This is a genomic window from Thermoanaerobaculia bacterium, assembly GCA_035717485.1.
In the GTDB taxonomy this organism is placed as follows: Bacteria; Acidobacteriota; Thermoanaerobaculia; order UBA5066; family DATFVB01; genus DATFVB01.
In genome coordinates, this window is the sequence record DASTIQ010000091.1 from 1 (window position 1) to 13,371 (window position 13,371).

At 70.8% G+C, this 13,371-nt stretch carries 12 protein-coding genes; 9 read left to right on the forward strand and 3 right to left on the reverse strand.

The window, feature by feature from the left end; translation table 11 throughout:
* The 5 genes from VFS34_04755 to coaD all read left to right on the forward strand — a co-directional run.
* Positions 1–1,647 (forward strand): two-component regulator propeller domain-containing protein (locus VFS34_04755; GenBank protein ID HET9793751.1); only part of this gene is annotated, 1,647 nt, incomplete at its 5' end.
* A 30-nt stretch (positions 1,648–1,677) separates the two neighbouring features.
* Positions 1,678–3,318: an ABC transporter substrate-binding protein gene (locus VFS34_04760; GenBank protein HET9793752.1), complete on the forward strand. Its 1,641-nt coding sequence runs from the start codon at positions 1,678–1,680 to the stop codon at positions 3,316–3,318.
* Positions 3,294–4,286: an ABC transporter permease gene (locus tag VFS34_04765; GenBank protein HET9793753.1), complete on the forward strand. Its 993-nt coding sequence runs from the start codon at positions 3,294–3,296 to the stop codon at positions 4,284–4,286. The genes VFS34_04760 and VFS34_04765 overlap by 25 nt, the downstream gene beginning before the upstream one ends.
* A gap of 296 nt (positions 4,287–4,582) precedes the next feature.
* A complete protein-coding gene (locus VFS34_04770; GenBank protein HET9793754.1) occupies positions 4,583–5,545 on the forward strand; it encodes an ABC transporter permease in 963 nt (320 codons plus the stop codon).
* Entirely contained in the window at positions 5,542–6,111 is a 570-nt protein-coding gene (coaD, locus tag VFS34_04775) for a pantetheine-phosphate adenylyltransferase (GenBank protein HET9793755.1), read from the forward strand. The genes VFS34_04770 and coaD overlap by 4 nt, the downstream gene beginning before the upstream one ends.
* Here the strand turns inward: coaD and VFS34_04780 are convergent.
* Both VFS34_04780 and VFS34_04785 read right to left on the reverse strand, forming a co-directional pair.
* Positions 6,047–6,493, reverse strand: coding sequence for a thioesterase family protein (locus VFS34_04780; GenBank protein ID HET9793756.1), 447 nt, complete (start codon positions 6,491–6,493; stop codon positions 6,047–6,049). The two genes, coaD and VFS34_04780, sit on opposite strands and share 65 nt — an antisense overlap.
* The gene (locus tag VFS34_04785; GenBank protein ID HET9793757.1) at positions 6,490–7,233 is read right to left on the reverse strand and encodes a glycosyltransferase family 2 protein; all 744 of its coding nucleotides are present in this window, start codon (positions 7,231–7,233) and stop codon (positions 6,490–6,492) included. The genes VFS34_04780 and VFS34_04785 overlap by 4 nt, the downstream gene beginning before the upstream one ends.
* Positions 7,234–7,312: 79 nt before the next feature.
* Here VFS34_04785 and VFS34_04790 point away from each other — a divergent pair, with 79 nt between their 5' ends.
* The 4 genes from VFS34_04790 to VFS34_04805 are packed head-to-tail and all read left to right on the forward strand — an operon-like array spanning position 7,313 to position 13,164.
* The gene (locus VFS34_04790; protein HET9793758.1) at positions 7,313–8,566 is read left to right on the forward strand and encodes an anthranilate synthase component I family protein; all 1,254 of its coding nucleotides are present in this window, start codon (positions 7,313–7,315) and stop codon (positions 8,564–8,566) included.
* Positions 8,563–9,363: an aminotransferase class IV gene (locus VFS34_04795; protein ID HET9793759.1), complete on the forward strand. Its 801-nt coding sequence runs from the start codon at positions 8,563–8,565 to the stop codon at positions 9,361–9,363. Before VFS34_04790 ends, VFS34_04795 begins: the two co-directional genes overlap by 4 nt.
* Positions 9,360–10,301, forward strand: coding sequence for an MBL fold metallo-hydrolase (locus VFS34_04800; GenBank protein ID HET9793760.1), 942 nt, complete (start codon positions 9,360–9,362; stop codon positions 10,299–10,301). Before VFS34_04795 ends, VFS34_04800 begins: the two co-directional genes overlap by 4 nt.
* A gap of 10 nt (positions 10,302–10,311) precedes the next feature.
* Positions 10,312–13,164 carry a CHAT domain-containing protein gene (locus VFS34_04805; protein HET9793761.1) on the forward strand — a complete coding sequence of 951 codons (2,853 nt, stop codon included), beginning with the start codon at positions 10,312–10,314 and terminating at the stop codon, positions 13,162–13,164.
* A gap of 3 nt (positions 13,165–13,167) precedes the next feature.
* Here VFS34_04805 and VFS34_04810 read toward each other — a convergent pair.
* Positions 13,168–13,371: hypothetical protein (locus tag VFS34_04810; GenBank protein HET9793762.1), on the reverse strand; the 204-nt coding region annotated here is incomplete at its 5' end.

The following is a 13,371-nucleotide window of genomic DNA, read 5'->3' on the forward strand; positions in this document are numbered from 1 at the left end:
GCGCCGGCCGAGGGTCGTCTCTTCGACGACGCGGGGGACGAACACGTGCGGTGCCTCTACGTGGACTCCCAGGGGCGCCTCTGGGCGGGGACGTCGGGCCGCGGGCTCGTGCTGCGAATCTCGCCCGACGGTTCGGCCCGCACGATCTACGACTCGGAAAAAGCCGAGATCGCGGCGCTCACCGGAGGTCCCCGGGGACGCGTCTGGGCGGCGGCCGTGTCGCTCAAGGGCGCGGGAGGGGCTCCCGCGGCGATCCGTCCCCCCGCCCCGGCGCCCGCGAAGGAGAAGAAGCCGGAAACGGCGGGTTCCCCGGGAGGAGGCGAAGGGGAGGCGACCGTCACCGTGACCGCGACGACGTCGCTCGTTCCGCCGGCCCCCCCTTCTTCCCTGCCGAAAGGGGGAGAATCTTCGGAGATCGTCGAGATCGCCCCGGACGATTCGATCACTCCGGTCTGGCGGGCGGACGACGAGCTCGTGCATTCGTGCCGATGGGACGCCGCGGCCGACGGGCTGCTCGTCGCCACGGGCCCGCACGGCCGCGTCTACCTCCTCCGGCAGGGCCAGGCGTCGCTGTCGGCGAGCGTGGACGAGAAGCGGGTCGTGTTCGCGAGCGACGAGGTCCTCGCGACCGATTCGCCCGCCTCCGCGTACCGGCGCCTCCCGGCGAAGGAAGGGGAGTTCTTTTCCGCGATCAAGGACACCGGGCGAATGTCGCGATTCGGCGCGTTCCGGACCGACGCGTCGGTGCCGAAGGGAGCGGGACTGACCCTCGCGTTCCGCAGCGGGAACTCGAGCTCGCCCGACGCGACCTGGAGCGCCTGGTCGGCGCCGGCCGCCGCGGCGTCCCCGGGGAAGATCGCGGCGCCCCCGGGACGGTTCCTCCAGTGGAAGGCGGCGTTCTCGGCGCCCGCTCCGGACCGCTCCCCGGTCCTTTCGCGTGTCGAGTGCGCCTATCAGAACGACAACGCCCGCCCGCGAATCGATTCGGTGGCCGTCGGCACGCCGGGCGGCGAGAGCATCACGGCCTTCACGACCGCTTCGACCGACGAGGGATCGGCGGAGTCGATCTTCGCCTCCCCCGACGCGAAGAGCCCGACCCGGGCGGAGGCGCGAGGACTGCTGACGGTGACCTGGAAGGCGTCCGATCCCGACGGCGACGACCTCGTCGCCGACGTCGATTTCCGCCCGGCGGGCGGGAACGGCCCCTGGGTGCCGATGCGGCGCGGCGTGCGCGGGAACGCGTTCGGCTTCGATTCCCGTCTCCTGCCGGACGGACGCTATCTCTTCCGGGTCACGGCGAGCGATCGCTCCGGCAACCCGGACGACCCGAAGAGCGACACGATGGTCTCCGACCCGATCCTCGTCGACAACAGCCCGCCCTCGATCTCGCTCGTCTCGGCGTCCGCCGGAAAGAACGGCCCCGTCCTGCGGGTGCGGGTGACGGACGCGCTTTCGCCGGTCGCGGCGGCCGGCTGGAGCGTGAACGCGGGACCCTGGATGCGCGCCGCGGCGGACGACGGGATGACGGATTCTCCGGACGAGTCGTATACAATTTCGCTCCAGCCGGAAAACCGGGGAGCCTACGTTCTCGTGCGGGCGGTGGATGCCGCCGGCAACACGTCCTCGCTCTCGATCGTCGCTCCCTGACTTCTCCTTCCGGCGGCGGGGGGACGACCTGTGCTCGACCGGCGACTCGCCAGCGCGCTCGCTCTCGCCGCCGCGGTCTCGGCATGCCGCCAGCCCGCGACGCCCCCGCCGGAACGTTCCGCCGCGATCGGCTATCTCGACGAGAGCGCGCTCGGACCCCCGCGCCCCGGCGGCACGCTCTTCCGGCGCCTCGAGGGGGAGCCGGCGACGCTGAACCCGCTGCTCCAGACCGACGATTACGGCTCTTTCGTGATCGCCGACGTCGCCCGGAATCTGATCGACCTCGACAAGCGGCTCCAGCCCGTCGGGGGCCTCGCCGACCGCTGGGAATCGTCTCCGGACGGGCGGACGTGGACGTTCCACCTCCGCGATGCCGCGTGGGAGGACGGAACGCCCGTCACGTCGCGCGACGCCCTCTTCACCTTCGAGAAGGTGACCGATCCGAAGATTCCCGCCCTGCTCTTCTCTTCCGGTTTCGACGGGTATGCGGGCGCGGAGGCGGTCGACGACCGGACGTTCCGCGTCCATTTCCGGGAGCCGTACGCGTTCCGGATCTATGCGTTCAACCTGCCGCTGGTCTGCGCGGCGAGGAACGCGAAGCGGGATTTCCTCTCGTCCCCGGACGACCGGGCGCCGTTTTCCGACGGTCCCTACCGCATTGCCCGCTGGCGGACGTCGGAATCGATCGAGCTGGTCCGGAATCCGCGCTACTCGGGACCCCGCGCGCCGTTCGACCGCGTCGTTTTCCGGATCCTTCCCGACGGCGCCCAGGCCTATCGGGCGCTCGAGCGCGGCGACATCGACGAGATGCGTCTCTCGACGGAGCAGTGGCGCGCCTCGGCGACGGACGCGAGCTTCGCGAGCTGCTGCCGCACGACCCTCTTCTACGATCTTTCCTACTTCTACATCGGGTACAACAACAAGTCACCGCTCTTCGCCGACGTGCCGACGCGGCGCGCGATGGCGATGCTCCTCGACCGCGGCCGGATCGTTCGGGACCTCTTCTACGGTACCGCCCGGATCCTCTCGGGTCCGTGGGCGCCCGATTCCCCCGCCTACGATCCGTCGGTCGCGCCCTATCCGTTCGACCCGGCGGGCGCCCGCGCGCTCCTCGCCTCCGCCGGCTGGAAGGACACCGACGGCGACGGCGTGCTCGAACGCGCCGGAAGGAAGTTCGAGTTCGACCTGCTGTACGGGGCGGGGAGCGCGAGCGTGCGCCAGGTCTGCGAGGTGTTCAAGAGCGATCTCGAGAAGGCCGGTGTCGTCTGCCGCCCCCGGGCGGTCGAATGGGCGGCGTTCACGAAGCGGATGGACGCCGGGGACTTCGAGGCGGTCGCTTCCTCGTGGTCGGGAGATCCGAATCCGGACGTGTACGGCTACTGGGCTTCGAGCCAGGGGCCGCCGAACGGCCTGAACAATCTCTCCTACGCGAACCCGGAGGTCGACCGTCTCCTCGCCGAAGTCCGCGCGGAGCCCGACGCGGGGAAGCGCCGGTCGCTGTTCTCCCGGATCCATCGCCTGATCCACGACGACGCGCCCGCGACGTTCGTCTTCCAGGGGGCCCAGAAATACGCGGTGTCGCGTTCGATCGGCGGACTCGTTTCGACGCCGGTCGGCCTGTTCCGGTTCTGGCCCGACTCGACGGCGTGGTGGCGCCGGCCGGCTCCGTGATCGCCTACGTCGTCCGGCGGTCGCTGCTGGCGATCCCGACGCTCGCCGGCATCGTGCTCGCCGTCTTCCTCCTGATGCGGATCGCGCCCGGCGATCCCGCCTCGGCGGCGGGGCGCGTCTCGGGACGCCGCGTGTCGCGGACGGCGGCGGAGGCGATGCGGCGCACGTACGGGCTCGACCGGCCGCTCGCCGTCCAGATCGGCGACTGGTACGCGCGCGCGGCGAGGCTCGATTTCGGGAGATCGTTCCAGGACCATCGCCCGGTCGCGCGGAGGATCGCCGAGGCTTTGCCGTATACCCTCCTCCTGAACGTTCTCGCGCTCCTCCTCGCGCTCGCGATCGCCGTTCCCCTCGGGGTCGCGCAGGCACGCCGCGCGGGATCGGGGTTCGACCGCGCGACGAGCCGCTTCGTCTTCCTGCTCTACTCGATGCCCTCGTTCTGGATGGCGATGATCCTGGTCACCGTCTTCTCCATGCGCCTCGAGTGGTTCCCGCTCTTCGGCGTCGCCTCCGACCCGCCGCCCGCGGGATGGGGAGCGGCTCTCCTCGACCGGCTCGCGCATCTCGCGCTGCCGCTCGCCTGCCTGACCTACGGGACCCTGGCGTATCTGACCCGTCTCGTTCGCTCGAGCGTGGCGGAGGAGCTCGGGCGGGAGTACGTCGTCGCGGCGCGGGCGTGGGGAGCCTCGGAATCGGAGGCGTTGTGGCGACACGCGTTCCGCAACGCGCTCCTTCCGCTGATCACGGTCATGGGACTCGTCGTCCCGGGCCTCCTCTCCGGTTCGGTGATCGTCGAACAGATCTTCGCGTGGCCGGGGCTGGGCCGCCTCTATTTCGACGCCGTTCTCGCCCGCGACTATCCGGTGGTCCTCGGGTTGACGTTCCTCACCGCGGTCGCGACCCTGGTCGCGACGTTCGCCGCGGACCTCCTTTATGCCGCGGCGGATCCGCGCGTGCGCTATGCATAAACGGTCGCGGGAGCCGGCTCGGGGACCGAAGTGGCGTGACGGCGGCGCGGCTCGTCGAACGAGCGACTCGACCGCGCACGACGCCACCCCCTTCGCCGACGCTCCCGCTCCCGCATCGCGGAGCCTTCCCCTCGGTTACTTCGGCGAGAGGCTCCGGCGATGCGAAGGGCCCGGACGAAACGCGCGGGTTCATCGAATGCGACGCGCATCGATCGCGATCAGCGGTACGCGCCATCTTCGGCGGGATTTCCCGGGCAGAAAAGCTCTGCAATCCGGCCGGAACGACGGGGGAAACCATGCGTGAGGCGCGGACCGGCGCATTGCTCCTCGCGCTCCTCGCGGTGGTCGCGATCCTGTCGCCGATCCTCGCGACCGACCTTCCCCTCGTCTCGCGGAGGTCCGACGGGGGCCTCGCGTTTCCGGCGCTCGCCGCGTATTCCCTCCTCGGCCGGCCCCGGCCGGCTCCGCCGGGCGCGCCGATCCTCCGTGCCCCGAGTCCGTACTCTCCGTACGGGATCGCTCTCCGCGACCGCCTGGCCCCTCCTTCGCGAGCGCACTGGCTCGGCACCGACGATCTCGGCCGGGACGTCCTCGCGCGGCTGATCGCGGCCGCCCCCGTGTCGCTCGCGATCGGCCTGACCGCTTCGCTCCTGTCGATGGTCGTGGGCCTCGCCGTCGGAGGCGCCGCGGGCGCCGCGGGAGGAGTGGTCGACCTGGTTCTCTCCCGGGCGATGGAAGTCGTGCTCTGTTTTCCGACGCTGTTCTTCGTCCTCGCGCTCGTCGCCGTCCTCGAGCCTTCGGCCCGGACCATCGTGCTCGCGATCGGGCTGACCGCCTGGCCGAACGAGGCCCGCTACGCGCGCGCCGAGATCCTGAAGACGCGCCGCCTCGATTTCGTTCGCGCGGCGCGAGCCGCGGGCGCCGGGCCGCTCCGGATCTTCTTCCGCCACCTCGCTCCCGCGGCGCTGCCTCCGGTCCTCGTTTCGGCGACGTTCGGAGTCGCCTCCGCGATCCTCGCCGAGTCGGCGCTGTCGTTCCTCGGGATCGGCGTTCCGCCGCCGAAGCCGTCGTGGGGAGGGATCCTGGCTCTGTCCGAAGCCTACGGCGAGCGCGCCTGGTGGCTCGCCGTTTTTCCCGGGCTCGCGATCTTCGCCGCGGTCACCGCCTACAATCTGCTGGGCGAGGGGTGGCGCGAGCGCCTGGGCGGGGGAGGGGAAAGCCGCGACGCGCCGCGCGAAGCGCCGGAGGAGATCGCATGACCGAGAGAATCGCCGTCTACCCCGGGTCGTTCGATCCGATCACGAACGGGCACCTCGACATCATCGAACGGGCGCGCGGCCTGTGCGACCGGCTGATCCTCGCCGTTCTCGTCAACGACGAGAAACGCCCGCTCTTCACCGTCGAGGAGCGGATCGCGCTCATCCGCGAAAACGTCCTGCCTTCGGACGGGGCGCGCGTCGAGGTGCGGGAGTTCTCGGGTCTCCTCGTCGACTTCGCCCGGTCGGTCGGCGCGCGGATGATCGTTCGCGGGCTCCGGGCGATGTCGGACTTCGAGTACGAGTTCCAGATGGCGCTCATGAACCGGCGGCTCGCGCCGCGGGTGGAGACCGTCTTCCTGATGGCGAAGGAGGAGTATTCCTACGTGTCCTCGCGGCTGGTCAAGGAGGTCGCCCGCCTCGGAGGAGACGTGTCGGCGCTCACCCCTCCCGGCGCGGCCCGGGCGCTCCGAAGAGCGTTCTCCTCCTCCCGGCCCTCCGCGGTCAGGAAGCGGCCGGCGCGCCGACGAACCGGGCGAACGCCTCGCGGATCGGCGGAGGGATCGTGATCGGCCGGCTCGCGGCGTCCACGAAGATGTGCCGCGTCGAACCCTCCGCGAGGCGCGTCCCGTCGTCCGCGAGCACGATCTCGTAGAAGAAGGAGAGCCCGCGGCTGCCGCTTTCTCCCATCCGCGTCCGGATCGTGACGCGGTCGTCGTAGCGGGCCGCGCGTCGGAACTTGCAGTCGACGCCGGTGACGAGGATCAGCACCCCCTGTTCCTCCATCTCGCGATACGGGAAACCCGCCGCCCGGCAGAACTCGGTCCGTCCGATCTCGAACCAGACGATGTAGTTGGCGTGGTAGACGATGCCCATCCGGTCCGTCTCGGAGTAGCGGACGCGGACGGAATGTTCGACCACGCGGTCGAAGATCGAGGGATTCGTCTTCATCGTTCGATTCTACGGTCTTCCGTCTTCCCGGCTCCATCGCGAAGGGCCGCCGTCGGCCGAGATCTCGTCGCGTATTTCGCGATCGTGAACAGGATCTTGTATCCGGCGCGGAACGTTCCCGTCACCGTGCCGGCGATCTTCGAGACGCCGACCCTTCGCCGGTAGGAGACCGGGACCTCGACGATCCTCAGCCCCGCGCGCACCGCCTTCACCTGCATCTCGCACGTCCATCCGAAGTCCGTGTCCTCCATGCGGATCCGGCGGAGCGCCTCCCAGCGGATCGCCCGGAATGGGCCGAGATCCGTGTAGCGGAACCCGTAGAGGCGGCGGATCAGGAACGTCGCGAGCGCGTTCCCGACCCGCGCCTGCGGAAGGAGCGCTCCCGGCTCGCGCCGTCCGAGGATGCGGGAGCCGATCGCGAGGTCGGCGCCCGATTCGACCGCGTCGAGCAGCCGGGCCGCCTCCTCCGGGTGATCGGAGTAGTCGCCGTCGAGGAAGAGCACGCCGTCCGGCGGCGCGGCCTCGAGAGCGGCGATCCCGGCGAGGCATGCGCTGCCGTACCCGCGCCGCGGCTCCCGGACCAGACGGACGGGAAGGCGCGCCGCGGTCGCGGGAGTGCCGTCCGACGAGCCGTTGTCGACCACGACGATCTCCGCGATCCGCGGGTCGCGCAGGTCGCCGACGACGAGCGGCAGCGACTCGCGTTCGTTGAAGACCGGGATCACCGCGGCGAATTTCAAGCGGCGGTACTGTAACCCGCCGGCGGGGCGGGTTCGGAATTCCCGAACGCTCACCGCAATCGCGGATAATCCGCGTCCCATGGACCGCCGCCGCCTGCTCTCCTCGATCGCGCGCCCCGGAGCAGCGCTCCTCGACGGCTGGAGCGACACCGGCCGCTGGACGATCGCGCTGCCGGAGCCGGTGGACGTCTTCACCGCGGGACTCGGCGAGACGGCTCGGATCGAGGGCTTCCTCGACCGGGCGGCGCGGGCCACGCGGCCGGATCGCGCCGATCCCTCTCCTTTCGCGGGGGGCTGGGTGGGATTCCTTTCGTACGAGCTCGGCGCGTCGTGGGAGGGAGCCGACCCGCGAGCCGACCCGGTTCCCGAGCCGGCGGCGGTCTTCTTCCGGCACGACTCCGGATGGGCGATCGACCCCGCCGGGACAATTCTGCCGATCGGCAGACCTCGCCCTCTGCCCGCGGAGGACGCCTCGTTCGGCGGGCTCGGAAATCCCGGGTCCGTCGGCGAATCGCTGGAACGCCCCGCCTACCGGGCGGCCCACGAAGCGATCCGCGGCGGGATCGCGCGCGGCGACTACTACCAGGTGAACCTCACGAACCGGTTCGCGGCCGGCATCTCGCGTCGGTCCGATCCGCGGTCGATCTACGCGAAGATCGCCGGCGATTCCCCTCCGCCCTATTCGCTCCTCCTCGCCGGGGGCGGGTTCGACGTCGTCTCCGCTTCGCCGGAGCTGTTCCTTCGCGCGGACTTCCGGACGCGGTCGGTCGAGATGCGGCCGATCAAGGGGACGGCGCCGCGAGCGAACGATCCGGGAGCCGACGCTGCCGCGGCGGCGGCGCTCCGCGATTCGGCGAAGGACCGGGCCGAGAACGTGATGATCGTGGATCTCTGCCGGAACGATCTCGGGCGCGTCTGCGAGACGGGGACGGTGGACGTGCCGGACCTCTGCCGGATACGCTCCCACCGCGTGCATCACCTCGAATCGGTCGTTTCCGGGACCCTGCGGCGGGACGCGACCGCCGGCGACGTGATCCGCGCCACTTTTCCTCCCGGGTCGGTGACGGGAGCGCCGCGGCGCGCGGCGGTCGCGGCCATCCGCGCGCTCGAGCCCTGCGCCCGCGGCGTGTACACGGGAGCCACGGGATTCCTCGACGACCGGGGACGGCTCGCTTTCAACGTCGCGATCCGAACCGCGATCGCGACGGACTCCGAAATCCGGTACCACGCCGGGGGAGGGATCACCTGGGAATCGGTGGCCGAGCGGGAACGCGAGGAGATCGACTGGAAGGCGGCGGAATTCCTGGGGCTCTTCGCGGGAGAGTCCCGGTGAAGACTCCGAGGATCACGCTTCCGGTCGATGCGCCCGCGCTCGCGCGGGGCGTCGGGTTCTTCGAGACCCTCTGGGTTCTCGACCGGCGTCCGGTCTTCTTCGAGGCGCACCTGGCGCGGCTCCGCACCTCCTGCGCCGCGCTCGCCGTCCCCGGGCCCCGTCCGTCGCGGGTGCGGGACGCGGCGCGCCGCGCCCTCCGGGAAGCGCGGCGCAACGCCGAGTACGGCATGCGGTGGTCCTACCTCGCCGTCGGGAGGGACCTCGACGCGCCGCGATCGTGGCGCTTCTTCGCGACGCTCTTCCCGATTCCGCCGGAGATCATCCGCAAGCGGCGCGGCGTGCGCGCCGTCCTGCTGCCGCGCGGATGGGAGCGCACGACCCCGCGATGGAAGACGATCGACTACCGGGCCTCGATCGCCGGCGCCCGCCTGGCGCGCGGGCAGGCGGCGGAGGAGGGAATCTTCCTCGACGCCCGGGGCCGCGTCCGCGAGGGAACGGCGAGCAACGTGTTTCTCCTTTCCGGGCGGCGCGCCGCGACGGCGCCCGTCTCGGCGGCGCTCCTGCCCGGCGTCGTCCGGTCGTGGGTCCTCGAAAACGCGCCGCGCGCGGGTCTGACGGTCGAGGAGCGCTCCTTCGCGGCGGAACGGCTCCGCCGCGGCGGGTTCTTCACCTCCAGCCTCACGGGGATCGCGCCGATCGAATCGCTCGGCGGGAAGCGCTGCGCACCGCCTCCGCCGATCCTGTCGGCGCTTCGCGAGCTCTACCGGGACGCGGCGGAGGAGACGGCGTTTCCGTGAGGCGGTTCGTCTTCGCGAGCTCGCTGCTCCTCGCCGCCCTCGCCGCCGGGGCCGACTCTCCCGTGCTCCGGGTGACTCTCCTCGGAACCGGAAATCCGCGCCCCTCGGCCGCGCGCGGCGGCCCGGCGATCCTCGTCGAGGGCGCGGGGCGGGCGCTCCTGTTCGATGCCGGGCGCGGCGCCGAGGAGAAGATCTTCGCGCTCGATCCGGCGCCGAAGGTCGACGTGCTCTTCCTCACCCATCTGCACTCGGACCATACCGTCGGCATTCCCGACGTCTGGCTGACGGGCTGGATCTTCGGGCGGTCCGTCCCGCTCCGGGTCTTCGGTCCGGCGGGAACCGCCGCGCTCTGCCGCGGTCTCGAGCGCGCGTACGCGTTCGACGTCCACGTCCGGCGCGACGTGGACGAGAAGTTGCCCGCCCGCGGGGCCGATCTCGAACCCCGGGAGCTCGGCGACGGCACGGCCGTCACCGAAGGGCCGCTCCGCATCACGGCGTTCCTCGTCGACCACGGGCCGGTCCGTCCCGCCCTCGGGTATCGCGTCGATCTCGGCGGACGTTCGGTCGTCCTCTCCGGGGACACGCGTCCGTCGGACAATCTCGTGGAGCATTCCCGCGGCACGGACGTCCTGGTGCACGAGGTGATCGCTCCCGACGCCGAGCGATTCGGGGCGGCATTCTCCTTTTCGCGGGAGCAGCGGGAGCGCGTCATCGCGCATCATTCGACGCCCGAGCAGGCCGGGGAGATCTTTTCGCGGGTCAAACCGAAGCTCGCGGTCTATTCCCACATCGTGCCGTCGTTCGCGACGGCGTCCGACGTCGTCCCTCCCACCCGGAAGCGCTATTCGGGTCCGCTCGAGGTCGGCGAGGACGGAATGGTGATCGAGATCGGAGCGACCGTGCGGGTCGTCCGGCCGCCGTCCCGCGGAAGCCGCTAGAATTCGCCTGTTGCTTTCCCGAAAACCGATCCTCTCTTCCCTCCTCCTGCCGGCCCTCTTCCTGCCGGCCGCGGGCTCTCGGGCCGAGGCTCCGCCGTCGAAGGGCGCCCGGATCCTCGCCGAAGGCAAGCGTCTCGCGGGCAACGGCCAGTCCGAGAAGGCGCTCTCGGCGTACGAGACCGCTCTCGCCGCGGCGCGCGAGGAGAAGGATCCCGCGACCGAGGCGGCGGTCCTCCTGGAAATCGGCGACACGGAGCGAGGGCGGGCGGAATACGCGAAAGCGCGCGAGGCGCTCGACGCCTGTCTCGCGATCCGCGAAAAGCTGGACGACAAAGCCGCGCTGGGGCTGACGCTCAACGTGATCGGCAATGTCGAGTTCGCGCGCGGAGCGCACGACGAGGCGCTGAAGTTCTACGAACGGGCGCTTCCCCTTCGCGAGGAAGCGGGTGACCGGGTCGGGGCGGCCGGGACGACGAGCAACATCGGCGCCGTCTACCGGACCGAAGGGGACTACGAGAAGGCGATCGAGTATCTGGACCGGAGCCTCGCCGAATTCCGGGCGCTCGGGAGGGAGCCGAATCAGGCGGTCACCCTCAACAACCTCGCGACGGTCTACGGGCATCTCGGCGATTATTCCCGCGCGCTCGAGCTCAACGCCGAGCAGCTCGCGATCGTCGAGAAGCTCGGCAACAAGGAGCTGATCGCGGCCGCCCTGAACGGAAAGGGGATCATCGAGACGTGGCGCGGCGACTACCGGGCCGCGCTCGCCGCCCTCGACCGTTCCCTCGCCCTCCGCCGCGAGATCGGCTCGCGCTGGGGCGTCGCGGAGACGTCCGACAATCTCGGCGTCGTGTACCAGAGCCAGGGAAACCACGCGCAGGCGATCGACCTCTTCACGGAAACCGTGAAGATCTGCCGCGAGATCGGCAACCGGAGCCTCGAAGGGGATGGGCACCGGAACCTCGCGCGCGAATACCTCGCGACGGGGAGACCCGGGGACGCGGTGTCGGAGTTCGAGAAGGGCTACGCGCTCGGCGAGGCGACCGGCGAGAAGGTGAACATGGCGGTCTCGCTCGACGGGATCGGGCGCGCCCGGCTCGCGATGGGATCTCCGGCCGAAGCCGCGGAATCGCTCGACCGGGCGATCGAGATCCAGACCGCGATCGGCGAGGGGAGCGGCCTCGCCGAGAGCCGCGTGCAGCGGGCGATCGCCGCCCGGAAGCTCCGGCGCCTCGATGAATCCGTCCGGTACGCGCGCGAGGCCGCCGATCTCGCATCGTCGATCGAGGCGCCGGAGCCGCTCTGGCAGGCCCACCTCGCCGCCGGAGAGGCGCTCGCGGCCTCCGGGAAGAAGTCGGAAGCGGCGTCCGAGTTCGACGCGGCCATGGCGACGATCGAGGGCCAGCGCCTTCGCGTCGCCGGGCCGGAAAGCGCCGCGTCGCTCTACTTCGCCGACAAGCTGGCGCCGTATCGGGAACGAATGACGCTCGCGCTCGCGGCGGGCGACAGGGCGCTCGCGCTCGAGCTCGCCGAACGGTCCAAGGCGCGGACGCTCTCCGGAATCCTTGCCGCGGGGCGCCTCGACGTCGGCAAGGCTCTCACGCCGGAGGAGCGGCGAAAGGAGCGGGAGCTCGACACTGCGCTTTCCGCGCTGAACGTGAAGCTCCACCGCCTTCGCCCGAACGAGCCGGGCGCTGCCGAGGTCCGGGACCGGCTCGAACGCAGGCGGCGGGAGCGGGAGGCGTTCGAATCCGCCCTGTATGCCGCGCATCCGGAGATCGCGGCCGACCGGGCGGAAACTCCGCCGCTGACCCGCGCGGAGATCGGCGCGATCGCGAGCGCGACTCGCGCCGTGATCCTCGATTACGTGGTCGGCGCGAAGGCGACGATCCTCTTCGTCATCCGCCCCGGCGACGAGGCGAAGGTGATATCGATTCCGATCGGCGCCGCCGATCTCGAGCGGAGCGCGGACGAACTCCGCCGCGAGCTTGCGTCCCGTGACCTGGCGTTTGCGAAGGCGGCCCGGGAGATGTACCGGACGCTTCTCGCTCCGGCGGCACGGCTCGGCGGCGATCGGCCGTGGATCGTCGTCCCGGACGGGCCGCTCTGGAAGGTTCCGTTCGCGGCGCTTCAGGCCCCGGATGGCCGGTTCGTGATCGAAGAGAGGGCGTTGTCCTATGCGCCGTCGCTGGCCGTTCTCCGCGAGACGGAGCGGATCGCCCGATCCCGCGCGGCATCCGGCGGGGAGCGTGAACTCCTGGCCCTCGGCAATCCGAAAACCGATGCCCCGCCGCTTCCCGAGGCGGAGCGCCAGGTGCGCGAGATCGGCACTCTCTACGGCGCCGGGCAGAGCGAAATTCTCGTCGGCGAAAACGCCAGCGAAAATCGCTTCGTGGAGGAAGCACCGGCGTTCCGCGTTCTCCACCTCGCCACCCACGCGGTCCTCGACGATGGCAACCCGATGTACTCGCACGTCCTCCTCGCGAAGGGAGGAGGAGACGACGGCTTCCTCGAAGCTCGGAAACTGATGGACCTGGACCTCCGGGCCGAAATGCTCGTCCTTTCCGGCTGCGAGACCGCCCGCGGCGACGCCCCGGCGGGAGAGGGGATCACCGGGCTGCTCTGGTCCGCGTTCGTCGCCGGAGTTCCGACGACGGTCGCGAGCCTGTGGCGAGTGGAATCGGCGAGCACTTCGGATCTCATGATCGCGTTCCATCGGGCGTGGCTCGCATCGCGCGGGAAAGGGTCGCCGTTCGCGAAGGCAGAGGCGTTGCGGGCGGCCGCCCGGAAGCTCATCGCCTCCGGGCGGTACGCCCATCCGTTCTACTGGGCCGGTTTCATCCTCGCCGGAAGCCCCGATTGAGCATCAGTATTCCGGGGGCGCGGCCGCCGCGGCAGATTCCTCGGCCCGTTGCCGGATGGAGCGATCCTCCGATTTCGTGTCAGGCTGTCCATAGAGCTCGGGTTCGATGTAGTACCCCTTCTCGGTATCCGGTTTCTCCTGTCGAACGACGATCCGGTGGGATGCCGCCCAGGGATCCTTCCGGACGCCCGTCACCTGCCAGGAGAC

Bases quoted from the DNA above. Each gene is read 5' to 3' on its own strand.
- VFS34_04770 (HET9793754.1), top strand. From the start codon at position 4,583: ATGCGTGAGGCGCGGACCGGCGCATTGCTCCTCGCGCTCCTCGCGGTG.
- coaD (HET9793755.1), top strand. From the start codon at position 5,542: ATGACCGAGAGAATCGCCGTCTACCCCGGGTCGTTCGATCCGATCACG.
- VFS34_04780 (HET9793756.1), bottom strand. From the start codon at position 6,493: ATGAAGACGAATCCCTCGATCTTCGACCGCGTGGTCGAACATTCCGTC.
- VFS34_04790 (HET9793758.1), top strand. From the start codon at position 7,313: ATGGACCGCCGCCGCCTGCTCTCCTCGATCGCGCGCCCCGGAGCAGCG.